Genomic DNA, 21788 nt, shown 5'->3' with positions numbered 1-21788 from the left:
TACGCGTGGATCGGCGCGAGGTCTTCGCCGCTCGTGTCGTCGAGGGCCGTGACGTTGATGCCGATCTCCGGGATGTCGCTGTCGATCGCCGCGACGCGGCTGCCGCAGGTAGGGCAGAAGCCGCGCTTCGCCTCATCGGGGAAGGTCTCGTACCAGGTTGGTTCGCCGCCCTCGCCGGTCCAAGTGATCGTCTTGAAGCCCACCCACCACATCACGGGGGTGCCGCCGAGTTTCTGGCAATGATCACATTCACAGGTGTGGGGGAAGACGGCCGGGCCCTGAGCGGTGAAGCGGACACGACCGCAGAGGCAACCGCCGGTGCGATCCTCGGCTGGTTCGGATCGCTGGGCGTCGGCGGTGGGGGTGGCGTTCATCAGGTGATCTCCCGGACATCGTGGGCAAGTTGGGCAGATCAGTGTGCCATCGGTTCCACGATCGTCCGGACGCTGTTGGCGGCTCTGGCGTGGCCCGACCGCGTGCGCCGATTGGGGAGGCGACACGGGGGCCGGGCGACGAAACCGCAGCTCAGGGGCGACCAAGGGTGCGGACGGTCCATCCGGCCTCGCGCCAGGTGTCGGTGCTCAGGGTGCCGCGTCCGTCGATGACGCGCGGGGGAGGCGGGCCCGCGCCTCTCGGACGCGCCGCTGCGCGGCCGGGTGACGGCTTCGCTAGCCTTGCTGCGGTCGCCTACAGGGCTGGAACGAAGCTGGGAGAGACACATCGTGGTGAAGGTCCTTATCGCCGGGGGAGCCGGTTACATCGGCAGCACGGTCGCCTCGGCCTGCCTGGACGCGGGCATCACCCCCGTGATCCTCGACAACCTCGTCCGGGGCCGCCGCGAGTTCACCGAGGGCCGCACCTTCTACGAGGGCGACATCGCCGACGGCGCACTGGTCGACCGGATCTTCTCGGAGCACCCGGACATCTCCGCCGTGGTGCACTGCGCGGCGCTGATCGTGGTGCCCGAGTCCGTCGCGGACCCGATCGGCTACTACGAGGCGAACGTGGCCAAGAGCCTGGCCTTCGTCAGCCACCTGCACCGCAACGGCTGCGACCGCATCATCTTCAGCAGCTCGGCCTCCATCTACCAGGCCGAGGACGGCTCGCCCGTCAACGAGGACTCGCCGCTGGCGCCGCAGAGCCCCTACGCACGGACGAAGGCCGTGTGCGAGGAGATGTTCGCCGACATCGCCGTGGCGGGGCCGCGCGTGCTGTCGCTGCGGTACTTCAACCCGGTCGGTGCCGACCCGAAGCTGCGTACCGGGCTTCAGCTCAAGCGGCCCAGCCACGCCCTGGGAGTGCTTATCCAGGCGCACCAGGAGGGCCGACCGTTCCCGATCACGGGGACGAACTACCCGACGCGCGACGGCAGCGGCATCCGGGACTACGTACACGTCTGGGATCTCGCCGCGGCCCACATCGCGGCGATCGAGCGCTTCGACTCCGTCCTCACGGGGTCGAAGCGCTCGATCGCGATCAACCTGGGCACCGGCTCCGGCACCACGGTCCGGGAGCTGTGCGAGGCGTTCAACAACGTCGTCAGCACGCCCCTGGCAACCGTCGACGCCGATCCGCGGCCCGGTGACGTGGCCGGTGGCTACACCAAGAGCGACCGGGCGGCAGACCTGCTGGGGTGGACGCCGCAGCTCTCCCTGGAGGACGGCATCCGATCCGCCCTGGACTGGATTCCGGTGCGCGACGGGCTGTTGAAGGACTGAGCCCTTTCCCCGCCCTCACTCCTCCCGGGCCCGAGCGCCCGGGAGGAAGCCCGCTTCGAGGGCGAGCAGGTGCCGGAGGGCGGGTGCGAGCCACGCGGTGTCCCACCGGTGGTCCGCCGGGGCATCCCGGTAGGCGTCGTGGGGGATGCCGAGCGCTTCGAGGAGCCGGCGGCCGGCGGTCCAGTCGGCTTCCAGGGTGCCGATGCCCCCGAGCGCGATGCGGCGGGCCCCTTGGAGGGCTGCCGCGTGGCGGCGCAGGTTCTGCCGTACGTCGTACTCGTCGAGCCGTGCGGTGCTGCCGGCGACGTCCACGAGCTGTGGGTGGGGCGGGCGGTCGCTGAGCAGTGAGGCATCCCAGATGCTGGCGACGGCGAAGAGGCCGGGGTGCCGGGTCAGTAGGTTGAGGGCGGCGAAGCCGCCCTTGCTGAATCCCAGCAGGTGCACCGGCGGTCGGGCCTCGTTGCCGAGCAGGGCCAGGACGGTCGGTACGACCACGCGGACGAGGTGGTCCTCCTGTCGGCAGTCGGCCCGGGTGGCGTGGTTGACCAGCCAGGGCGACGCGCTGAACGTCGGTGCGGCGAAGACGGTCCCGTCGCGCAGGTGAGCCGGGAGCCGTCCGATCTCGACAAGGCTGTGGCCGTACTTGCGCCCGTCGCCCTTCTCGACGGGCAGGGCGAGCACAACCCTGCGCACCCGCTGCTCGGGCCAGATCACGGTGACCTGCGTTCTGGGCCTCTGGAATGGGCTCTCCACGAGGACCAACCGGGTGCCGGCAGGCAGGGTGTCGGCGTCGTGGACGTGTGCCTGGCTGTGCGGGAGGGCGGGGTGTTCATGGGCGGAGGGCGGCGACGGCATCGTGGTAGGTCTCCCAGTTGTCGCAGTTGAACCGGAGGTCGTCCGGCCGGAGCGGCAGCGCCGTGAGGTGGTTGCCGGCGGCGATCCAGCGCCGGATGGCGTCGATGAGGTAGAGCTCGCCGCCCGGGCGGGGCGGGCACGCGCGCAGGGCGTCGAAGACGACGGGACCGAGCACCCAGCGGGCGGCGCAGGCGTGCACCCACTGGGCACCGGCGTGGTCCAGGAGGTCCCTGCCGAAGGCGACCGCGGCCGGCCCGGGCCCGGGCGCGTCGGCCGCGCCCAGCAGGGTCTCGTGCGCAGGGATGCCGTCCGCGGGGAAGATGCGGGTCAGGACGGAGCAGTCTGCCGTGCCGGCGAGGAGCCGCTGGAGCGGTGTCTCGCGGTCGGCGGCGCCGCGGATCAGGTTGTCCCCGAACGCGAGGACGAACGGCTGTCCTTGGGTCCATGTCTCGGCTGCGAGGACGGGGGCGCCGGGGCCGGCGCCGTCGTCCTGGCCCCTGTAGGAGAAGTCCATGCCGTACGCGGAGCCGCTGCCGAAGTAGGCCGGGATCTGCGGCTTGCGCGCCGAGACCACGAACAGGACGTCGGTGATCCCTGCGGTGCGCAGTTCGTGGACGAGGTGCTCCAGGATCGGCCGTCCTCCGGCGGGCAGCATCTCCTTGGGCAGGATGCGGGTGATCGGGTCCATCTTGGTTCCGGCCCCGCCGGCTGCCACGACCGCCCTGGTGATCGTGCGCGACATGACGTCTCTCCCGTCAGGCGCTCGGCCGGACGAGCGGGTTGGCCAGCCAGTCGAGCCAGGTGCCGTAGACGTCGCAGTGGGCCACGATGTCGGAGCGGCTCACGCCGCCGGTGTGGCCGGCCATGATCATGTGAGGGATCTCCTGGCCGAAGTGGCCGATGGAGATCTCGTGCAGGGGGCGGCGCCGGCTCTGCTCGGCGAGGGTGTCGACGAGACGTTCCCGGCCGCCCGGCGAGCCGAAGATCTGGTAGATCGACCACGAGAAGACGAAGACCAGGTGCTGGTCGTCCGGGGTCTCGGCGACGACGTCGGCGAGGTGGTCCTGAGCCTTGCCAGCCAGGATCGCCGGCGGGGTGCGGGCGGCCAGCGCCAGGGCGGAGTTCAGGGTGTGCATCCGGTTGGTCTGCTCGGGCCAGGTGAGGCTGACCAGCCACTCGGTGGCCTCGCGGTCGGTGACGTCCACCGGACTCGGTTCGATCCCGACCGGACGTACGAACCTCGTGGGGTCCAGGGACAGAGGCGGCATGGCGCCCTTGACCTCGCAGTACAGGACCGTGTCCGGGTCGCTGCCGGGCAGCGTGAGCCGGTGCCCGTTGTAGTCGTAGGCGTAGCGGTCCCAGAGCAGGGTCAGCCCGGCGCTGGCGCCCACGACCACGATCCTGATCGGCCGACCGTCGTCGAGCTGCTGCTGGAGCGCCGCGAAGGCGGGCAGAAGGACGGTACAGCGGTTGACCTCGTTGGTCTGGACGGACCGGGTGGAGATGATCCGGCGGATGCGTCCGGCGTGGCGGCGGCAGAAGTCCGTCAGCAGGTCGGCGGCGCGGTCTTCGGTCAGCTCCTCGTCGCCGGTGAAGTGGGGGGCGAGCGGGTGCCGGACGCCGCGGCGCAGGATGTGGTGGACGGCCGCGAGCAGCATGTTGGGGGCGGGCTGTCCCGGCTGGGTGTGGGCCGCGAGGTCGAGCAGCTCCGGGGTGCGGGCGGCCGCGTGGGACAGGGTGGCGTAGAGCGGGGACAGGCCCGTGGCCTGTTGGTCGGCGAACCGCCGAAAGGTCTCGGCGAGCTGGGTGTGGTCGGTCATCGGTGGGTCTCCTCAGATGATCTTGTAGCCGGAGGCGGCGAGCTGCTGCACGGCGCCGAGGCTCTGGCCGCGGCGGGCCCACCACTTCTCCTCCTCGGCGGCCTGGGACGCCTGCGCCGTGGCGATGACGGCCGCGACCTGGTCGCGGGGGACGATCACCGTGCCGTCCTCGTCGCCGACCACGACGTCCCCGGGGGTGACGGTGATGCCGTCGATGTCCACGGGGACGTTGACCGAGCCGTCCTCCCGGCCCGCGGGGTAGTCGAAGTTCAGCGGGGTGGCGCCGCGGGCGACCGTGGGGAATGCGATGCGGCGCAGCTCGGCGAGGTCGCGGACCATGCCGTCGACCAGGACCCCGGCGATGCCCCGGGTCTGCATGTGCGCGGCGGTCACGCCCCCGAAGCACGAGAGTTCCTTGCCGCCGCCGGCCGCGACCACGACGACGTCGCCGGGCTGCGCCAGGTCGATCGCCGCGCGGCGCACGGTCACGTCCGGGCCCAGCGCGGTGACGGCGCTGCCGCACAGGACCAGGCCGGGGGTCTGAAGGCGCAGGCAGTAGGAGAGGGCGCCGGTCTTGCCGAGGGCGTCCACGATCGAGGCCACCGGGATCCGCGACAGGGCGGCGATCTCGCTGCGGGCGGGGCGGACGATGTCGGTGTGGATCTCGCGTGCGGACATGGTCGATGCCTTTCGTTCAGAGGGACGGGGTGTCGGAGAGTTCGCGGAGCGGCGCCAGGTCGCGGGCCATGAGGTCGTCGGTCGACAGCACGCCGGTCTGGTCTGCGGTGAGGGCGGCGCGGGTGGTCCGGCAGAGCAGATGGGCGAGGGACTGCACCAGGGCCGCGAGGGCGAAGTCGTCGACGCGTGGCAGCCGGAGGTGACGGGCCCCGGCGCCGGAGCGGCTGGGGCCGTCCCGGTGCAGGAGGAACGGCCGGGTGCCTGCCACGGCGGCGGCGTTGACGGCCTCGCGGGTCGTCCTGCCGGCCGAGTCGTACGCGAGGAGGAAGACCACGTCCTCGCCTCTGGCGCTGCTGAGCTGGTGGCGGACGCCGTGGGCGGGGTCGGGGTGGTCGTTGTACATCGCGCTCATGTCGGCCAGCGAGGGATCGCAGACGACGAGCGGGGGCTGTACCCCGTCTACGCCGAGCGGCGCGTCCCAGCGCAGGTTGTGCGCGAAGTGCTCGCCGACGAGGGCGAGAGGCCCGCCGTCCGGGCACAGCACATAGATCCGGCGCCGGTTGCGGATCGCGTCCCGGGCGGCCTCGGTCGCCTCCCGCAGGAAGGCCCCCAGCAGGTCGGCGTCAACCGCGGCCAGGGCGCGCATGTGCCGCTCCGCTCGGGCCGGCAGCGGCTCCGTGCCGTGGCCGAGTGCGGTGGCGGCTGCCAGGGTCAGCACAGTCAGCATGGCGTCCTCGCTGATCTGCTGGTCCGTGGTCCCGGTCGCCCAGACCATGCCGTCGCCCGGCTCCATCTGGGTGCCGTCGCCGCCCACCAGCGCCAGCACCGGCACGCGGTGTTCGGCGCAGAGCCGGGCGGTCTCAAGGATGTTCGCCGACCGGCCGCTGACGCTGGCGACGACGACCAGGTCCACCCGGCCGACACCGCCGGCGAGCGACCGGGCGAAGGCCGTGCGGTAGTCGTCCCGCTGCGCGGTGTAGGCCAGGGTCGCCGGGCTCATCATGGCGTCGTTCACCGGCACTCCGGCCTGCGCGTGGAGCTGGAGGAGAGCCGAGCGGACGATCGCCGAGGAGCCGCCGTTGCCGAAGGCGCGGATCTCGCCGCCGCCCGCGGTGGCCTTGGCCAACAGGTCGACGGCCTCGGCGCCGCGGGTGAGCATGCGGCGGACGGCGTCGCCCACCTCGGTCACGTACGCGTGGGCGAAGTCCTCGTAGAGGAACGTGGTCACGATGGGTCCTTCCTTCGTCACGCAGCGGGCCCGGAGGCGGTGAGCCAGGGCTCGACTGCGGGCGGGAACTCGATGTCGAACAGGCGGCGGCGGGCCGGGCCCAGGGCGGCGGGCAGTTCCTGGCAGTCGAGGCGGCAGTCGACCGGCCGGTCCCCGGACGCCGCGTCCGTCTCGCCGGCGCGGACGTGATCGGCGGGCAGGTGGAACCTGCGCGCGATCATCAGCGCCATCCGGTACTTGGTCAGGCCCTGCTCCGCGCTCCAGTGGGCGACCGAGCCCAGGCGCTGCCCTTGAAGGAGGGCCCTGGCGAGTCGGCGGCACACCTCGGCGGCCTCGTCCGCGTGCGTGGGGTAGCGGACACACACGTCGTCCAACTCGACCGGGGTACCGGCAGCGACCTGGCGGGCGATCTCGGTCAGGTTCGTCTCGGCCGCGTGCTGCACGGGCCCGTACAGCGCGGGCAGTCGCAGGATCGCCGCGTCCGGGCAGGCCCCGCGTACGGCGTGCTCGGCAAGGAGCTTCCACCGGCCGTAGGTGTTCAGCGGGTTCGGGAGGCTGTCGGGCCGGTAGGGCGGCGCCGTCCCGTCGAAGACGTAGTCGCTGGAGATGTGCACCAGCCGGGCACCGCACCGGCGTGCGCCCTGGGCGATCAGCCGGGCCGCGTCCACGTTTCCCGCGCAGGCCCTCTCCGGTGCACCAGCCCATACCGCGGGGCGGCGCTCGCCCACGCAGTTCACGACGACGTCTGGCCGCACCCTGCCGAGCAGGTGCGCGATGGCGTCGGCCGACCTCGCGTCGACCGCGACCAGGGCGCCGGCACTCCGGCTGAAGGCGGTGCCCGTCACGGTCATGTCGCCGAAGGCCCGCATCACGGAGCGGCCCAGGAGCCCGGACGCACCGAAGATCACTGCTCGCATCCCTCACCTCCACGTTTCTGCGAGGTGAGACAGACAAGCGGAGGCGGAGGCGGAGGCGTGATCGGGAGAGGTCGCCGCGGTGTACCCGGTGCACACACCAACTCGGTGTACGGGCACCGGTCTTGCTGCCTGGTGTACGTACACCAGGCCCCATTCGTCCCGTCTTCAGGCGGTCCCCTGAGCGGTGGTACCTTCCGGCCAGGACCCCGTCGGACTTGGAGTGCCCATGGAGCCAGCAGCGGTTGACGCCCCGCCGGCCAATGTGCTCGGCGCCCTGTTACAGCAACTGGGGATGCGGCCGGAGCAGCTCATCGCCCGCATCAACCAGCGGCGGGCCCGCCGCGGCTGTTCCCCCCCTCAGCCCGAAGGCGGCCTACCCCTGGCTGCGCGAGACCCCCTCTCTCCCGCAGCCCGACAACCAGGCGGACGCCCTGGCCGTCCTCACCGCCAGGGCTGGACGGTGCATCACCGCGGCCGACGTCGGATGGGACCTGCCTCGTCCCAGGACCCGTCACCGTCACCTCGACGCGCCCGGCGACGCCCCCCTAAAGGCCCTGCTCCAGGAGATCAGCCAAGGAGACCTGATGGACCGCCGCAAGCTGCTCATGCTCACCGGAGCCGCAGCCACCGCCCCCTGCCCTCGCGCTACTGCTCGGCCCGATAGCGGAAGCCTCCGCCGCCTCTTCCGGCCAGCTGAACGAACGGCTCGTCGGGGCGATCGAAAGAGCCGTCCGCGACCTGAGGGAGATCGACGACTCCACCGGCAGCGCCAGCGGAGACCTCACCTGGGGCATCGGTATCTGGCAGAGCGCCTCCCGGGTCGTGGCACAGGCCCGCGGCCAAGGGCCCCTCACCGACCGGCTCCACACTGCCTACATCGAGCTGAGCGAGCAGGTCGGCTGGATGTGCCTTCGATGCCCGCCAGCACCCGCAGGCCCAGCGCATCTACCACACCGGTATGCGCCTGGCCCGCGAGACCGCCACCTCACTGACCACCCGGCACGCGACCGCCAACCTGGTTGCCTCCACCGCGTACCAGGCCGCATGGCTGGGCCACCACAACGACGCCGCCGCACTCCTCGACATCGCCGCACGGACGCCAGACCTTCCGTCCGCAGCGGCCGCGGTCATCGCCGACCGGCGTGTCTACGCCGCAGGACGGCGGCACGCCCCTGACGCGGTCCTGCGATTCCGCGACGAAGCGCTGGGCCACCTCGGCTCTCCGGACGAGCGCACACCGTGGTGGGCGACCTGGCTCACGAAGGACTCCGTGGACGCCGCCACCGGCCGGGCCTGGCTCGCCTGCCAACAGCCGTCACGGGCCGTCCCCTTCCTGCGCAGCCGCGTCGAGGCGACGGCGCCCGCCTATCCGCGCGACCACCTCTACGCAGTGCTTGACCTGGCCGACACCGTGCACCAGTGCGGCGACGGCGACCAGGCACGGGAGCTCCTCGATCAGGCCGAAGGGCTCATCGGCACCGTGAGCTCCCAGCGCCTGGTCCACCGGTTCGACGCCCTGTCGTCAGCCGTCGCCGCCGCGTGAAAGCCGGCCCCGCAAGGGGAGAGGTAGACCGCGGTGACCTTGAGTGAGGGACGCGGAGGTCGATGACCCGGCCACCTGGGACGACCTCGTTGTCGGGGCAGGTTGGTCCTGGCTGTCGGGAGAGATCCGAGACCGGCCCTCAGTCGTTGCCGGAGCCGGTGGGCGCGGACGCCGGGCTCGGCCGGGCGCCGGCGGCGACGAGCAGCTCCGCCGTCCCGGGATGCGGACCCCTCGTCGCCCAGTCCAGCGGGGCCCAGCCTGTGCCGTGGTCCTCCCGCAGGTTCGGGTCGGCGCCGTGCTCCAGGAGCGCGCGGACCGCCTCGATGTGCCCCCAGCAGGCCGCCCCGCACATCGGAGTGCCCTCCGAGCCGGTGCCGCTCTCCGTGTCGGGCGAGGCCCCGGCGGCCAGCAGTGCGCGGACGATGCCGGCGTCCCCGTTCACCGACGCCTGGTACAGCGGCGTGGTGCCCGCGGAGTCGGCCGTCTCGGCAGGCGCGCCCGCCCGCAGCAGCGCCCGCACCCGCGCCAGGTCGCCCACCAGCGCGGCGATGACGAGACGCCCGGACAGTTTCTTACGTCGCCGTCTGTTCACGACCGCCGACCCTAGCGGCGGCCGGACGGAGGGGCGAAGGCATTTACCCCCGGGCCGAGCAGGCCGGCGGCCGGCGGCCCGCAGCCGGGTCGTGGCCGAGTCTGCCGTCGGCAGAACGACGCCCCGGCCGGCTCGGTCGCCCGTAGCGTCGGGTCGCATGACGACAGTGATGACACGCACGGTCGAATACCCCGCCGACGGCCTGACGATGACCGGCCACCTCGCGCTACCGGCCGGCACCGGCCGCCGTCCCGCGGTGCTGCTCGGACCCGAGGGGCCGGGGCTCAGCGACGTCGAGCGCCGGCGGGCCGACGCGCTCGCCGAACTGGGATACGTGGCGCTGGCCTTCGACCTCCACGGCGGGCGTCTCCTGGCCGACCCCGAGGAGATGCTGGCCCGTTGCCTGCCGCTGCTCGCGGACCCCGACCGGCTGCGGGACATCGGCCACGCGGCGCTCGACGTGGTGCGCGCCGAACCGCGCACCGACCCCGACCGGATCGCCGCCGTGGGCTACGGCACCGGGGGCATCGTCGGGCTGGAACTCGGGCGTGACGGCGTGGGCCTGCGGGCGATCGCGACGGTCAACGGACTGTCCACGGGCCGCCCGGGCGAGGCGGCGCGCATCCGCTGCCCGGTGTGGGCCGGCGTCGGATCGGAAGACCCGATCATGCCGGCCGCGCAGCGTGACGCGTTCTCCGCCGAGATGCAGGCCGGGGGCGTCGACTGGCGCCTCGTGACCTACGGCGGTGCCCTGCACGCCTTCCACCACCCCCTGACGGGCGAGGAGCGGGTGCTCCCCGGCGTCGGCCCCCACCCGCGGCACGCGCGGCGAGCCTGGCGGGACATCGTGGACCTGCTCGCCGAGTGTCTGCCCCTGACGGAATGATCCCGGTGCCCCTGGATGGAGTAAATCTGCACTCACCGATGTAGACATTGTCCTGGGTGAGGGCTACCGTTCTGGGTGTACGGACAGATCGATCGAAAGAGGTAAGGAGCCGAACGCCATCAGGATCGCCCGGGCGGGTTGAACCGCACGGGTACCGCAGACCCCGGATTGGAAGGTGGTCCCCGGTCACGCAGCCGCGATCCCCGCAACGACGCCCTCCCAGGCGGAACATGCGGATACAGAAGCCCGGCGCAGTCAGCCGGTAGATGGTGTGGAAAGCTCGGGGCCCGGGCGCCGGTCGGCGCTCGGGCCCCTCGACGCGTCACCCGGAAGAAGAGGTCTATGCCCCCTGGCAGTTCCCGCCCCGTCGACAACCTCGACGACGACGACTACCCCGCCTACACCATGGGCCGGGCCGCCGAGATGCTCGGCGCCACCCCCGCCTTCCTCCGCGCCCTGGGCGAACACCGCCTGATCACCCCGTTGCGCTCCGAAGGCGGCCACCGCCGCTACTCCCGCTACCAGTTGCGCATCGCCGCCCGCGCCCGCGAACTGGTCGACGCCGGCACCGCCGTCGAAGCCGCCTGCCGGATCATCATCCTCGAGGACCAGCTGGAGGAAGCCCAGCGCATCAACGAGGAACTCCGCGCGGCCCAGAACGCCGGCACCCAGCCGAAAAGCTCGGTCTGACGCCCGGACGATCGGGCGTCAGTGGGTGACCGGGGAGGCGGCGTATGTCGCGTCAGGCGGCCAGGCCCTGGGCCGTCCTGACGGTCTGCTGACGGGCGGCCCGCAGCCGCTCCAGGAGGGCGTCGGCGGCGGTGAGGGCCTGGTCCACCGACTGCGTGCCCGTCATCACGCACAGCGTGTACGAGGTGTCCTCCAGCTCCCGGCTCGAACGGCCGGTCGGCTGGAGGTCGTGACGGAAGCGGGCCTCGGCGAAACGGGCCAGCACCGTGCGCAGCTCGTTCTCAGCGGGCAGCAGCAAAGCACAACCTCTTTCCCCGGCGGGCCGACCGACCGGCCCCGCGACAACCGCCCCAGCGGATTCCGGGAACCCGTGTGCCCCCGCCGCCTCACGGCATGCCTCCGCCGACGTGATAGAAGCGGGCATGACCACCTTGTCCCACCCCGCATCGCCCCGCCCCACGGCACCGGACGGCCGCCGATGACCGCCGGCATCGACACCCCGGACCGCCGGGGCCGCACCGGACTCGACCGCGCCGGGCAGGACCTGACCGGCAACCCGGGCGTCCGGATCCGCGACGTCCGGCTCCTCTCCAGCCACTGGTACGTCGAACGCACCACCACCTACGACCTCCGCCGCGCCGACGGCACCTGGAGCACCCAGGAGCGCGAGACGCACGACCGCGGCAACGGCGCCACCGTGCTGCTGCACGACGCCGAACGCGGAACGGTCCTGCTCACCCGCCAGTTCCGCCTGCCCGTCTACGTCAACGGACACCCCGACGGCCTGCTGATCGAAACCCCCGGCGGAGTCCTCGACGACGAGGACGAGCACCCCGAGGTCGCCGTGCGCCGCGAGGTCGTCGAGGAGACCGGGCACACCGTCGGCGAGGTACGGCACGTCTTCGACGTGTACATGAGCCCCGGCTCGGTCACCGAACGCGTCAGCTTCTACGCCGCCGCCTACGGCCCCGCCACCCGCACCCACGAGGGCGGCGGCCTGCACGAGGAGGGCGAGGACATCGAGACCCTCGAACTGCCCTTCCACCGCGCCCTGGAGATGATCCGAAGCGGCGAGATCTGCGACGCCAAGACCATCATGCTGCTCCAATGGGCGGCCCTGGAGGGCCCGTTCGCCCACCCCCGCGAAGGCGCCTGAGGCGCACGGCCGGCGCGTCAGAGGTGTCGGCGGCGGTCGGCGACGGCCCGCTCGTACCGCGCGCGGGCCTCGGCGGCGGCCGGGCGGGCGGAGACCTCGGCCACCGGCACGTCCCACCACGCCTCGGCACCGGGAGCCGTCGCCGCCGGGTCCGTCTCGACGTGGACGCACGTCGGACGGGTCGCCGCCCGGGCCGCCGTCAGCGCCTCCCGCAGCTCGCGCACCGTCTTGGCGCGCAGCACCTCCATGCCGAGGCTCGCCGCGTTGGCCGCGAGGTCGACCGGCAGCGGGGCGCCGGTGAACGAGCCGTCGGCGGCGCGGTGGCGGTAGTCGGTGCCGAAGCGCTCGGCGCCGACCGACTCGGACAGGCCGCCGATGGAGGCGTAGCCGTGGTTCTGCACGACGACCAGCTTGACCGGCAGGTTCTCCTGGACGGCGGTGACGATCTCCGTCGGGTTCATCAGATACGTGCCGTCGCCCACCAGCGCCCATACGGGCGTCCCGGGCGCCGCCTGCTGCACGCCGAGCGCGGCCGGGATCTCGTAGCCCATGCACGAGTAGCCGTACTCCAGGTGGTACTGGCGCGGGGAACGGGCCCGCCAGAGCTTGTGCAGATCGCCGGGGAGCGAACCGGCCGCGTTGATCACCACGTCCTCGTCGCCCACCACCGCGTCCAGCGCGCCCAGCACCTGCGTCTGGGTCGGCACGGCGTTGTCGTCGTCCGCCGTCAGGGCGGCCTCCACGACCCGGTCCCAGCGCTCCTTGCCCGCGCGGTACTCCGCCTCGTACGACGGCGCCACCCGGTGTCCCGTGAGGGCGTCCGTCAGCAGGGTCAGGCCGGTGCGCGCGTCGCAGACCAGCGTGCGGGCGGCGAGCTTGTGGGCGTCGAAGGCGGTGATGTTGAGGTTCAGGAAGCGGACGTCCGGGCGCCGGAAGAGGGTGCCGGAGGCCGTGGTGAAGTCCGAGTGGCGGGTGCCGACGCCGATCACCAGGTCCGCGGTGCGGGCCAGGTCGTCGCTGACGGCGGTGCCGGTGTGCCCGATGCCGCCGAGGTCGGCCGGGTGGTCGTGGCGCAGGGAGCCCTTGCCGGCCTGGGTGGCGGCGACCGGGATGCCGGTGGCGTCCACCAGCGCCCTCAGCGCCTCCTCCGCCTCGCTGTGGTGGACGCCGCCGCCCGCGACGATCAACGGGCGCTCGGCTGCGCGGATCACCCGGACCGCCTCGGCCAGCTCCGCCGGGTCGGGGGCGGGACGCCGTACGTGCCAGACGCGGTCGGCGAAGAACTCCTCGGGCCAGTCGTACGCCTCGGCCTGCACGTCCTGCGGGAGGGCGAGGGTGACCGCGCCGGTCTCGGCCGGGTCGCTGAGCACCCGCATCGCCCGGAGCGCGGAGGCGATCAGGGCGTCCGGGCGGGTGATCCGGTCGAAGTACCGGGACACGGGACGGAGGGTGTCGTTGACGGAGACGTCCGCCTCGGCCGGGTGCTCCAGCTGCTGGAGCAGCGGGTCGGCCGCGTGCGAGGCGAAGTAGTCGCCGGGGAGCAGCAGGACCGGCAGGCGGTTGATCGTGGCGAGGGCGGCGCCGGTGACCAGGTTCGTGGCGCCCGGGCCGATCGACGTCGTCACCGCCTGCGCGGACAGCCGGTTGAGGTGGCGGGCGTGGCCGACGGCCGCGTGCACCATGGCCTGTTCGTTGCGGCCCTGGTGGTACGGCATGACGTCCCCGTACTCGACGAGCGCCTGCCCGATCCCGGCGACGTTGCCGTGGCCGAAGACGCCCCAGGTGCCGGCGATCAGCCGGTGCCGGGCGCCGTCGCGTTCGGTGTACTGGGCGGCAAGGAAGCGCACCAGGGCCTGGGCGGTGGTCAGTCGGCGGGTGGCGGCGGCACTCATGCGGACCTCTCCGGTGCGGTGTAGAGGGGGAGCCGGGGGTCGACCGGCTGCGCGGGCCAGGTGTCGCGGACCCAGGCGTGGTCGGGGTGGTCGCGGATCAGCCAGGCGCGCTCGGCGTCCGGTCCCGCCATGACGTTGAGGTAGTACATGTGGTGGCCCGGTACGGCCATCGACGGCCCGTGCCAGCCGTCCGGGATCAACACCACGTCTCCGTCCCGCACTTCGGCGAGCACGTCGGTGCCCTTGCCGTGCCCGGAGGGCGAGACCCGCTGGTAGCCGAGGCCGGGGGTGCCCTCGTGGCCGGCGAACTCGAAGTAGTAGATCTCCTCCAGCACCGACTCCTCGCCGGGCCGGTGCTCGTCGTGCTTGTGCGGGGGGAAGGAGGACCAGTTGCCGCCGGGGGTGATCACCTCGACGGCGATGAGCTTGTCGCATTCCAGGACCCCGGCCGCGCCGAAGTTGTTCACCTGCCGCGAGCAGTTGCCGGTGCCCCGCAGCTCCACCGGCACCGACGACGCGGGGCCGTGACGGGCGGGCAGGCGGCGGGTGCAGCGGGCGCCGGTGAGCGCGAACCGGCCGCCGCCGGCGGACGTCACCGTCGTACGGGCGTCGCGCGGCACGTAGGCGAAGTCGGTGACGCCGTCGAACACGCCGGTGCGGCCGGTGAGCTCGAACGTGTCGTGGCCGAAGTCGTCGGCGGTGGCGACCGTGCAGCCGCCGGCGAGGGGGAGGACGATCCACTCGCTGTCGCCGCTGTCGAAGGTATGGACACCACTGGGCGGCAGCTGGAGCACGCGCAGGGCGGAGTGGCCCCAGCCGGCCGTCTCGGGGGTCACGTCGACGAGGTAGGGGCCGGCGTGCGCCGTGCCGGCGGGAAGGTGATGCGTCATGGGTTGCCTTTCGTCACGACGGGCGTCTCACAACAGACCGACGGCGGTGTCCACCGCCTCTTCCACCGTGCCCCGCGCGGGGTAGAGCAGCGAACGGCCGACGACCATGCCCTGCACGGTGGGCAGCCGGAGCGCCTTGCGCCAGCGTTCGTAGGCGGCGGCCTGGTCCGCGGGGGAGCCGCCTATGTCACCGCCGAGCAGGACCGCGGGCAGCGTGGAGGTCTCCAGGACCTCGCCCATGTCGTCCGGGTCGTCGGTGACGGGCAGTTTCAGCCACGTGTAGGCGGAGGTGCCGCCGAGGCCCGAGGCGATGGCGACCGAGCGGGTGACGGCATCGGCGGACAGGTCGTTGCGGATCCGGCCCTCGATCCGGCGGGAGACGAACGGCTCGACGAACACGGGCAGTTCGCGTGCCGCCATGGCGTCGACGGCGCGGGCCGCGGACTCCAGGGTGGTCAGCGAGCCGGGGTCGTCGTAGTCGATGCGCAGCAGCAGCTTGCCCGCGTCGAACCGCAGCCGGGCGATGTCCTCGGCGCGGTGCCCGGTGAAGCGGTCGTCCATCTCGAAGGCGGCGCCCGCGAGACCGCCGCGGTTCATCGAGCCCATGACGACCTTGTCCTCCAGCGCCCCGAGCAGCAGCAGGTCCTCCAGCACGTCGGCGGTGGCGAGCACCCCGTCGACGCCGGGCCGCGACAGCGCGGTGCACAGGCGTTCCAGCAGGCCGGCCCGGTTGGCCATGGCGAGCCGCCGGTCGCCGACGCCGAGCGCGCCGCGTGCCGGATGGTCCGCGGCCACGATCATCAGGCGCCCGGAGTCGCCGATCAGCGGACGGCGCGTCCGGCGGGCCGCGGCCTCCGCGATGGCCTCCGGATGCTGGGCTCTGAGCGCCGTGAGGTCGGGGATGCTGAGGGACAAGGCAACGCTCCGTTCAGGGAGTGGCTCGCGCGAGGAGGGCGTCGACCTCCGCCCCGGTGGGCATCGCGGAGGAGCAGGCAAGGCGGGAGGCGACGAGCGCGCCGGCCGCGTTGGCGTACCGCATGGTCCGCTCCAGGTCCCAGCCGGACAGCAGGCCGTGGCAGAGGGAGCCGCCGAACGCGTCGCCCGCGCCGAGGCCGTTGACCACCTCGACCGGCACCGGAGGCACCTCGGCCGTCCGGCCGTCGCGGTGCACGGCGAGGACGCCCGCGGGACCTTGCTTGACGACGGCCAGCTCCACACCCGCGGCCAGCAGCGCCTCCGCGCAGGCCCGCGGCTCGCGCACGCCCGTGGCGATCTCGCACTCGTCGAGATTGCCGACCGCGACGGTCGCGTGCCGCAGCGCCTCCGCGTAGTACGGGCGGGCCTGGCCCGGGTCGGCCCAGAACATCGGCCGCCAGTCCAGGTCGAAGACCGTGGTCCCGGCCTTGGCGCGGTGGGCGAGCGCGGTCAGGGTCGCCGTACGGCTCGGCTCCTCGCTCAGTCCGGTCCCGGTGATCCAGAAGATGCGGGCCGCGCGGATCGCGCCGAGGTCCAGCTCCTCCGGGTGGATCTCCAGATCCGGCGCCTTGGGGCGGCGGTAGAAGTACAGCGGGAAGTCGTCCGGCGGGAAGACCTCGCAGAAGGTGACCGGCGTCGGGTACGCGGCGACCGGCGTGACCCAGCGGTCGTCGACGCCGAACTCCTTGAGCGCCCGGTGCAGATAGGCGCCGAACGGATCGTCGCCCGTGCGCGTGATGACGGCCGACGCGCGGCCCAGGCGGGCGGCGGCCACCGCCACGTTCGCGGCCGAGCCGCCGAGGAACTTGCCGAAAGTCTCGACCTCCGCGAGGGATACACCCGTCTGGAGGGGATAGAGATCCACTCCGATGCGACCCATCGTGATGAGATCCAGATGCCGGACCGACTCGGCCATGTGTGACGCTCCTCGGACTGCGCGGGGGCCCTGCCGCCTCCCAGGTCTATGACCGTGGGACGACCCTGTCAAGGCTTTGTACGGACATTCGGACCAGCTCCTGAAGTGATGTCTTGACAAAGTATTGACAGCGGGTCCCTCAAGGACTTGTATCCGGTGCCAGCGCAACAGCCGTTCCTTCTCCGGTCCGACACGCGGCTTCCCGTCGCACAGTGAGGTGCAGGAAAGATGGTCCGCTCTTCGCACGCCCGCTCCCGCAGACTCGCCCCGGCCGTGGCCCTCGCCGCGGCGGCGGCGCTGGCCCTCGCCGGCTGCTCCAGCAGCTCCGGGGGCAAGAAGGCCGACGAAGAGGGGAACGCCGGTGCCTCCGCGGGCAAGGCGGACACCCCGCGCATGACGATCGCCCTGGTCACCCATCAGGCGCCCGGCGACACCTTCTGGGACATCGTCCGCAAGGGCGCCGAGACGGCCGCCGCCAAGGACAACGTCAAGCTCGTCTACTCCGCCGACCCCAACGCGGGCAACCAGGCGAACCTGGTGCAGAACGCGATCGACCAGAAGGTCGACGGCATCGCCGTCACCCTCGCCAAGCCGGACGCCCTGCGCGGGGTCCTCGCCAAGGCCGAGCAGGCCGGCATACCCGTCGTCGGCCTCAACTCCGGCCTCGCCGACTGGAAGAAGCTCGGCCTGATGGAGTTCTTCGGGCAGGACGAGAGCGTGGCCGGCGAGGCGTTCGGCAAGAAACTCAACGAGGTCGGTGCGAAGAAGGCCCTCTGCGTGATCCACGAACAGGGCAACGTCGGCCTGACCCAGCGCTGCGACGGCGTGAAGAAGACCTTCGAGGGCTCGGTGGAGAACCTCTACGTCAACGGCGCCGACAAGCCCTCGGTGAAGGCGACGGTCACCGCCAAACTGAAGCAGGACGGCGGCATCGACCACGTCGTCACACTCGGCGCCCCCTTCGCCATGACCGCCGTGCAGTCGGTGGCGGAGACCGGCGGCAAGGCCGAGGTCGCCACCTTCGACCTCGACAAGGAGCTCACCGGCGCCATCGAGAAGGGCACCATCGAGTTCGCCGTCGACCAGCAGCCCTACCTCCAGGGCTACTTGGCGGTCGACGGCCTGTGGCTCTACCAGAACAACGGCAACTACAGCGGCGGCGGCGAGCAGCCGGTGCTGACCGGCCCGGCCTTCGTCGACAAGTCCAACGTCAAGGCCGTCGCCGAGTTCGCCTCGAAGGGCACCCGGTGACGAGCGCGACCCCGCAGGCGGAGCCGGCGGTGACCGCACCGACGGCCCCCGGCCCGGGACCGGGACCGGCCGGCGGGCGCGGCCGGCGGCGCCCGCTCGCGCTGCGGCTGCTGGCCCGGCCCGAGGTCGGGGTCTTCCTCGGCGCCGTCGCCGTCCTCGTCTTCTTCCTGATCGCCGCGCCCTCGGTCCGCGACGGCGGCTCCATGGCGACGGTCCTCTACCAGTCGTCCACCATCGGCATCATGGCCCTGCCGGTCGCCCTGCTGATGATCGGCGGCGAGTTCGACCTGTCCGCCGGCGTCGCCGTGGTCTCCTCGGCGCTCACCGCGAGCATGCTCAGCTACCAGCTCACCATGAACGTCTGGATGGGCGTGGTCGTCGCCCTCGTGTTCTCCCTCGGCGTCGGCGCGTTCAACGGCTGGGTGCTGGTGCGGACCGGACTGCCCAGCTTCCTCGTCACCCTCGGCACCTTCCTGATCCTCCAGGGCGTCAACCTCGCCGTCACCAAGCTGGTCACCGGCAACGTCGCCACCGACGACATCAGCGACATGGACGGCTTCGGCCAGGCCGAGGCCCTCTTCGCGTCCTCCTTCGACGTCGGCGGCGTCCAGGTGAAGATCACCGTGGTGTGGTGGCTGGTCTTCGCCGCGCTGGCCACCTGGGTGCTGCTGCGCACCAAGTACGGCAACTGGGTCTTCGCGGTCGGCGGCAACAAGGAGTCCGCCCGCGCGGTCGGCGTCCCCGTCACCTTCACCAAGATCACCCTGTTCATGCTGGTCGGCTTCGGCGCCTGGTTCGTCGGCATGCACCAGCTGTTCTCCTTCAACACCGTGCAGTCCGGCGAGGGCGTCGGACAGGAGCTGATCTACATCGCCGCGGCCGTCATCGGCGGCTGCCTGCTCACCGGCGGCTACGGCTCCGCCGTCGGCCCGGTCTTCGGCGCCTTCATGTTCGGCGTGGTGAACCAGGGCATCGTCTACGCCGGATGGAACCCCGACTGGTTCAAGGCCTTCCTCGGCGTGATGCTGATCGGTGCCGTCCTCATCAATCTGTGGGTCCGCCGCGCGGCGGACCGGAGGTGATCGGAACATGACCAGCAAGACCACCGGCACCGACGGCGCCGCCCCGGCGGCCACCGCCCCCGGGGACACCGGCCGGCCGCTCGTCGAACTGCGCGGCGCCGGCAAGTCCTACGGCACCGTCCGCGCCCTGCACGGAGTCGACCTCGCCGTCCACCCCGGCCGGGTGACCTGCGTACTCGGCGACAACGGCGCCGGCAAGTCCACCCTCATCAAGATCATCTCGGGGTTGCACCAGCACACCGAGGGCGAGTTCCTCGTCGACGGCGAACCGGTGCGCTTCGCCGGTCCCCGCGACGCCCTCGCCCGCGGCATCGCCGCCGTCTACCAGGACCTCGCCACCGTCCCGCTGATGCCGGTGTGGCGGAACTTCTTCCTCGGCTCCGAGCTGACCCGGGGCCCCTGGCCCCTGCGCCGCCTCGACATCGCCCGTATGAAGCGGACCGCCGACGAGGAACTGCGGAACATGGGCATCGTCCTGGACGACCTGGAGCAGCCCGTCGGCACCCTCTCCGGCGGACAGCGCCAGTGCGTCGCCATCGCCCGCGCCGTCCACTTCGGCGCCCGCGTCCTCATCCTCGACGAACCCACCGCCGCCCTGGGCGTCAAACAGTCCGGCGTGGTCCTCAAGTACATCGCCGCCGCCCGCGAACGCGGCCTCGGCGTCGTCTTCATCACCCACAACCCCCACCACGCCTACCTGGTCGGCGACCACTTCGGCGTGCTGCGCCTGGGCACCCTCGAACTCAGCGCCGCCCGCGCCGGCATCACCCTCGGGGAACTCACCCACCACATGGCCGGCGGCGCCGAACTCGCCGCCCTCAAGCACGAACTGGCGCAGGCGGAGGGAGTCGACACGGCGGCGCTCCCCGGGGAGGAGCCGGAGGAGCCGGAGGTTTCGGGGGAGGGGCCGGAGGTCTCCGGCGAGGGGCCGGAGATCCCCGCGTCCCGTGCTGCCGAGCCACAGGCCGCCGAGCCGCAGGCCACGGCGTCCCGTCCCGCCGCGTCCGACACCGCCGAAGGGAAGACCTGACATGCCCACCGCCCTGGACCGCATCCGCGTCGGCTCGGCCCCCGACTCCTGGGGCGTCTGGTTCCCCGACGACCCGCGGCAGGTGCCCTGGGAACGCTTCCTGGACGAGGTCTCCGAGGCCGGCTACGAGTGGATCGAGCTCGGCCCCTACGGCTATCTGCCCACCGACCCGGCCCGGCTCGCCGACGAGGTGGCCCGGCGCGGCCTCAGGGTCTCCGCGGGCACCATCTTCTGCGGCCTGCACCGCGGCCCCTCCGAGTGGGACGCCACCTGGGAGCAGGTCGGCCGCGTCGCCGCCCTCGCCCGAGCCGTGGACGCGACGCACCTCGTCGTCATCCCGTCCTTCTGGCGCGACGACCGGACCGCCGAGATCCTGGAGCCGCCCGAGCTCACCGGCGAGCAGTGGACACACCTGGCCCGGGGCATGGAACGCCTCGGCCGGCAGGTCAGGGAGACCTACGGCCTGGACGTCGTCGTCCACCCGCACGCAGACACCCACATCGACACCGAGGAGCACGTCGAGCGCTTCCTCGACTCCACCGACTCCGCCCTGGTCGGCCTCTGCCTGGACACCGGCCACTACGCCTACTGCGGCGGCGACAGCGTCAAGCTGATCGAGACCTACGGCGAGCGCATCGGCTACCTCCACCTCAAGCAGGTCGACCCCGAGATCCTCGCCGAGGTGCGCGCCGGCGGCGTGCCGTTCGGACCGGCCGTGCGGCGCGGGGTGATGTGCGAGCCACCGTCGGGCGTCCCCGAGCTGGGCCCGGTGCTCACGGCGGCCCAGCGGCTGGGTGTGGACCTGTTCGCCATCGTCGAGCAGGACATGTACCCCTGCGCCCCCGACGAGCCGTTGCCCATCGCGATTCGCACCCGCAGGTTCCTGCGCTCCTGCGGGGCCTGACGGCCCGGCCCCCGCTCCCGCTCGGCGAGCCGTTGTCGGTGCCACGCGCTAGCGTGCGAAGCACTGACCGCTTTTCCCGTTCCGGGAGGTTCCCATGGCCGCGCGCCTCAATCCGTACCTCAGCTTCGACGGCGACGCCCGCCAGGCGATGGAGTTCTACGAGCAGGTCTTCGGCGGGACCCTCGCGCTGAAAACCTTCGGCGAGTTCGGCGACGCCGACGCCCCCGAGGCCGACAAGATCATGCACGGCATGCTGGAGACGCCGAGCGGCTTCACCCTGATGGGCGCCGACACACCGCCCGGCATGCCGTACAACCCCGGGAACACCTTCGCGGTGAGCCTCAGCGGTGACGACGAGGCCGAGCTGCGCGGCTACTGGGAGAAGCTCGCCGACGGCGGCAATGTCGCCGTGCCGCTGGAGAAGCAGATGTGGGGCGACGTCTTCGGCATGTGCGCGGACCGCTTCGGCACCCCGTGGATGGTCAACATCACCGTACGCCGGAGCTGACCGCCGCCCGGGCGGGTCGGCCGGGGCCCGGGCGCGGCGGTGTCCTCAGGTGCGCCGTACCTCCGCGACCGTCACGGGACGGTGCTCGCGCAGCGACAGCGCGCACGCCTCGGCGGTCCAGCCCGCCTCCAGCGCGTCCTCGATCGTGCAGGGGGAGGGCCGCGTACCCGCGACGACCTCGGTGAACGCGGCGAGTTCGGCACGGTAGGCGGCGGCGAAGCGGTCCATGAAGAAGTCGTGCGGCACACCGGCCGGGA

At 72.4% G+C, this 21788-nt stretch carries 23 protein-coding genes and 1 pseudogene; 10 read left to right on the top strand and 14 right to left on the bottom strand.

Annotation, left to right across the window (positions count from 1 at the left end):
* On the bottom strand, positions 1 to 374 hold a 374-nt coding region (locus tag GTW67_RS30815), incomplete at its 3' end, for a GFA family protein (RefSeq protein WP_161168035.1).
* A 348-nt stretch (positions 375 to 722) separates the two neighbouring features.
* On the opposite strand from GTW67_RS30815, the gene galE reads away from it, so the two are divergent.
* The gene (gene galE / locus GTW67_RS30810; RefSeq protein WP_346010790.1) at positions 723 to 1718 is read left to right on the top strand and encodes a UDP-glucose 4-epimerase GalE; all 996 of its coding nucleotides are present in this window, start codon (positions 723 to 725) and stop codon (positions 1716 to 1718) included.
* A 15-nt stretch (positions 1719 to 1733) separates the two neighbouring features.
* Here the strand turns inward: galE and GTW67_RS30805 are convergent, their stop codons facing one another.
* Genes GTW67_RS30805 through GTW67_RS30780 form a run of 6 tightly spaced genes read right to left on the bottom strand, consistent with a single transcriptional unit; the run spans position 1734 to position 7216 of the window.
* Positions 1734 to 2573: an alpha/beta hydrolase gene (locus GTW67_RS30805; RefSeq protein WP_161168000.1), complete on the bottom strand. Its 840-nt coding sequence runs from the start codon at positions 2571 to 2573 to the stop codon at positions 1734 to 1736.
* On the bottom strand, positions 2548 to 3315 hold the full coding sequence (locus tag GTW67_RS30800) for a sugar phosphate nucleotidyltransferase (protein ID WP_161168001.1): 768 nt from the start codon (positions 3313 to 3315) through the stop codon (positions 2548 to 2550). The genes GTW67_RS30805 and GTW67_RS30800 overlap by 26 nt, the downstream gene beginning before the upstream one ends.
* A gap of 13 nt (positions 3316 to 3328) precedes the next feature.
* Complete coding sequence (locus tag GTW67_RS30795) at positions 3329 to 4393, bottom strand: DUF2332 domain-containing protein (protein WP_161168034.1); 1065 nt, start codon at positions 4391 to 4393, stop codon at positions 3329 to 3331.
* Between the two features lie 12 nt (positions 4394 to 4405).
* Positions 4406 to 5071 (bottom strand): RraA family protein, encoded by a 666-nt coding sequence (locus GTW67_RS30790; RefSeq protein WP_161168033.1) that lies wholly within the window; start codon positions 5069 to 5071, stop codon positions 4406 to 4408.
* Between the two features lie 16 nt (positions 5072 to 5087).
* A complete protein-coding gene (locus tag GTW67_RS30785) occupies positions 5088 to 6299 on the bottom strand; it encodes an SIS domain-containing protein (RefSeq protein ID WP_161168032.1) in 1212 nt (403 codons plus the stop codon).
* A 17-nt stretch (positions 6300 to 6316) separates the two neighbouring features.
* The gene (locus GTW67_RS30780) at positions 6317 to 7216 is read right to left on the bottom strand and encodes a dTDP-4-dehydrorhamnose reductase family protein (protein WP_161168031.1); all 900 of its coding nucleotides are present in this window, start codon (positions 7214 to 7216) and stop codon (positions 6317 to 6319) included.
* Positions 7217 to 8132: 916 nt separating this feature from the next.
* Here GTW67_RS30780 and GTW67_RS30775 point away from each other — a divergent pair.
* Positions 8133 to 8759, top strand: a pseudogene (locus GTW67_RS30775) (NsdA family TPR-like regulatory protein); the annotation flags it as partial.
* 139 nt (positions 8760 to 8898) lie between these two features.
* On the opposite strand, the gene GTW67_RS30770 reads toward GTW67_RS30775, so the two are convergent.
* On the bottom strand, positions 8899 to 9351 hold the full coding sequence (locus GTW67_RS30770) for an ankyrin repeat domain-containing protein (RefSeq protein WP_161168029.1): 453 nt from the start codon (positions 9349 to 9351) through the stop codon (positions 8899 to 8901).
* Positions 9352 to 9508: 157 nt separating this feature from the next.
* On the opposite strand from GTW67_RS30770, the gene GTW67_RS30765 reads away from it, so the two are divergent.
* Together GTW67_RS30765 and GTW67_RS30760 are read left to right on the top strand one after the other, a co-directional pair.
* Entirely contained in the window at positions 9509 to 10237 is a 729-nt protein-coding gene (locus GTW67_RS30765; RefSeq protein WP_161168028.1) for a dienelactone hydrolase family protein, read from the top strand.
* 342 nt (positions 10238 to 10579) lie between these two features.
* Positions 10580 to 10927, top strand: coding sequence for a MerR family transcriptional regulator (locus GTW67_RS30760; RefSeq protein WP_161168027.1), 348 nt, complete (start codon positions 10580 to 10582; stop codon positions 10925 to 10927).
* A gap of 52 nt (positions 10928 to 10979) precedes the next feature.
* Here GTW67_RS30760 and GTW67_RS30755 read toward each other — a convergent pair whose 3' ends face one another.
* Positions 10980 to 11225 (bottom strand): DUF5133 domain-containing protein, encoded by a 246-nt coding sequence (locus tag GTW67_RS30755; RefSeq protein ID WP_161168026.1) that lies wholly within the window; start codon positions 11223 to 11225, stop codon positions 10980 to 10982.
* Positions 11226 to 11405: 180 nt separating this feature from the next.
* Between GTW67_RS30755 and GTW67_RS30750 the strand changes: the two genes are divergently transcribed.
* Positions 11406 to 12083 carry an NUDIX domain-containing protein gene (locus GTW67_RS30750; RefSeq protein ID WP_161168025.1) on the top strand — a complete coding sequence of 226 codons (678 nt, stop codon included), beginning with the start codon at positions 11406 to 11408 and terminating at the stop codon, positions 12081 to 12083.
* A 17-nt stretch (positions 12084 to 12100) separates the two neighbouring features.
* On the opposite strand, the gene iolD is transcribed toward GTW67_RS30750, so the two are convergent.
* The 4 genes from iolD to iolC are packed head-to-tail and all read right to left on the bottom strand — an operon-like array spanning position 12101 to position 16756.
* On the bottom strand, positions 12101 to 13975 hold the full coding sequence (iolD, locus tag GTW67_RS30745; RefSeq protein WP_161168024.1) for a 3D-(3,5/4)-trihydroxycyclohexane-1,2-dione acylhydrolase (decyclizing): 1875 nt from the start codon (positions 13973 to 13975) through the stop codon (positions 12101 to 12103).
* Positions 13972 to 14865 (bottom strand): 5-deoxy-glucuronate isomerase, encoded by an 894-nt coding sequence (iolB, locus tag GTW67_RS30740; protein ID WP_161168023.1) that lies wholly within the window; start codon positions 14863 to 14865, stop codon positions 13972 to 13974. The genes iolD and iolB overlap by 4 nt, the downstream gene beginning before the upstream one ends.
* Positions 14866 to 14892: 27 nt before the next feature.
* Entirely contained in the window at positions 14893 to 15780 is an 888-nt protein-coding gene (locus GTW67_RS30735; protein ID WP_161168022.1) for a Cgl0159 family (beta/alpha)8-fold protein, read from the bottom strand.
* A 13-nt stretch (positions 15781 to 15793) separates the two neighbouring features.
* Positions 15794 to 16756 (bottom strand): 5-dehydro-2-deoxygluconokinase, encoded by a 963-nt coding sequence (gene iolC / locus GTW67_RS30730; protein ID WP_161168021.1) that lies wholly within the window; start codon positions 16754 to 16756, stop codon positions 15794 to 15796.
* 228 nt (positions 16757 to 16984) lie between these two features.
* On the opposite strand from iolC, the gene GTW67_RS30725 reads away from it, so the two are divergent.
* The 5 genes from GTW67_RS30725 to GTW67_RS30705 all read left to right on the top strand — a co-directional run bounded on the left by GTW67_RS30725 (position 16985) and on the right by GTW67_RS30705 (position 21531).
* Entirely contained in the window at positions 16985 to 18007 is a 1023-nt protein-coding gene (locus GTW67_RS30725; protein ID WP_161168020.1) for a sugar ABC transporter substrate-binding protein, read from the top strand.
* A complete protein-coding gene (locus GTW67_RS30720) occupies positions 18004 to 19089 on the top strand; it encodes an ABC transporter permease (RefSeq protein WP_161168019.1) in 1086 nt (361 codons plus the stop codon). The genes GTW67_RS30725 and GTW67_RS30720 overlap by 4 nt, the downstream gene beginning before the upstream one ends.
* 7 nt (positions 19090 to 19096) lie before the next feature.
* Positions 19097 to 20119: an ATP-binding cassette domain-containing protein gene (locus GTW67_RS30715; protein WP_161168018.1), complete on the top strand. Its 1023-nt coding sequence runs from the start codon at positions 19097 to 19099 to the stop codon at positions 20117 to 20119.
* Position 20120: 1 nt separating this feature from the next.
* Entirely contained in the window at positions 20121 to 21023 is a 903-nt protein-coding gene (locus tag GTW67_RS30710; protein WP_161168017.1) for a sugar phosphate isomerase/epimerase family protein, read from the top strand.
* 94 nt (positions 21024 to 21117) lie between these two features.
* A complete protein-coding gene (locus tag GTW67_RS30705; RefSeq protein ID WP_161168016.1) occupies positions 21118 to 21531 on the top strand; it encodes a VOC family protein in 414 nt (137 codons plus the stop codon).
* A gap of 45 nt (positions 21532 to 21576) precedes the next feature.
* On the opposite strand, the gene GTW67_RS30700 is transcribed toward GTW67_RS30705, so the two are convergent.
* The coding region (locus GTW67_RS30700; RefSeq protein WP_346010791.1) for a Gfo/Idh/MocA family oxidoreductase at positions 21577 to 21788 on the bottom strand (212 nt) is incomplete at its 5' end.

This window comes from Streptomyces sp. SID5910 (assembly GCF_009862125.1).
In the GTDB taxonomy this organism is placed as follows: domain Bacteria; phylum Actinomycetota; class Actinomycetes; order Streptomycetales; family Streptomycetaceae; genus Streptomyces.
The sequence above is the reverse complement of the archived record's forward strand: the minus strand, read 5'-3'. Positions and strand labels throughout refer to the sequence as shown.

What these genes read in the sequence shown, in the direction of transcription:
- GTW67_RS30805 (WP_161168000.1), bottom strand. Translation starts at nt 2,573, where the DNA reads ATGCCGTCGCCGCCCTCCGCCCATGAACACCCCGCCCTCCCGCACAGC.
- GTW67_RS30800 (WP_161168001.1), bottom strand. Translation starts at nt 3,315, where the DNA reads ATGTCGCGCACGATCACCAGGGCGGTCGTGGCAGCCGGCGGGGCCGGA.
- GTW67_RS30795 (WP_161168034.1), bottom strand. Translation starts at nt 4,393, where the DNA reads ATGACCGACCACACCCAGCTCGCCGAGACCTTTCGGCGGTTCGCCGAC.
- GTW67_RS30790 (WP_161168033.1), bottom strand. Translation starts at nt 5,071, where the DNA reads ATGTCCGCACGCGAGATCCACACCGACATCGTCCGCCCCGCCCGCAGC.
- GTW67_RS30780 (WP_161168031.1), bottom strand. Translation starts at nt 7,216, where the DNA reads ATGCGAGCAGTGATCTTCGGTGCGTCCGGGCTCCTGGGCCGCTCCGTG.
- GTW67_RS30765 (WP_161168028.1), top strand. Translation starts at nt 9,509, where the DNA reads ATGACGACAGTGATGACACGCACGGTCGAATACCCCGCCGACGGCCTG.
- GTW67_RS30760 (WP_161168027.1), top strand. Translation starts at nt 10,580, where the DNA reads ATGCCCCCTGGCAGTTCCCGCCCCGTCGACAACCTCGACGACGACGAC.
- GTW67_RS30750 (WP_161168025.1), top strand. Translation starts at nt 11,406, where the DNA reads ATGACCGCCGGCATCGACACCCCGGACCGCCGGGGCCGCACCGGACTC.
- iolD (WP_161168024.1), bottom strand. Translation starts at nt 13,975, where the DNA reads ATGAGTGCCGCCGCCACCCGCCGACTGACCACCGCCCAGGCCCTGGTG.
- iolB (WP_161168023.1), bottom strand. Translation starts at nt 14,865, where the DNA reads ATGACGCATCACCTTCCCGCCGGCACGGCGCACGCCGGCCCCTACCTC.
- iolC (WP_161168021.1), bottom strand. Translation starts at nt 16,756, where the DNA reads ATGGCCGAGTCGGTCCGGCATCTGGATCTCATCACGATGGGTCGCATC.
- GTW67_RS30725 (WP_161168020.1), top strand. Translation starts at nt 16,985, where the DNA reads ATGGTCCGCTCTTCGCACGCCCGCTCCCGCAGACTCGCCCCGGCCGTG.
- GTW67_RS30715 (WP_161168018.1), top strand. Translation starts at nt 19,097, where the DNA reads ATGACCAGCAAGACCACCGGCACCGACGGCGCCGCCCCGGCGGCCACC.
- GTW67_RS30710 (WP_161168017.1), top strand. Translation starts at nt 20,121, where the DNA reads ATGCCCACCGCCCTGGACCGCATCCGCGTCGGCTCGGCCCCCGACTCC.
- GTW67_RS30705 (WP_161168016.1), top strand. Translation starts at nt 21,118, where the DNA reads ATGGCCGCGCGCCTCAATCCGTACCTCAGCTTCGACGGCGACGCCCGC.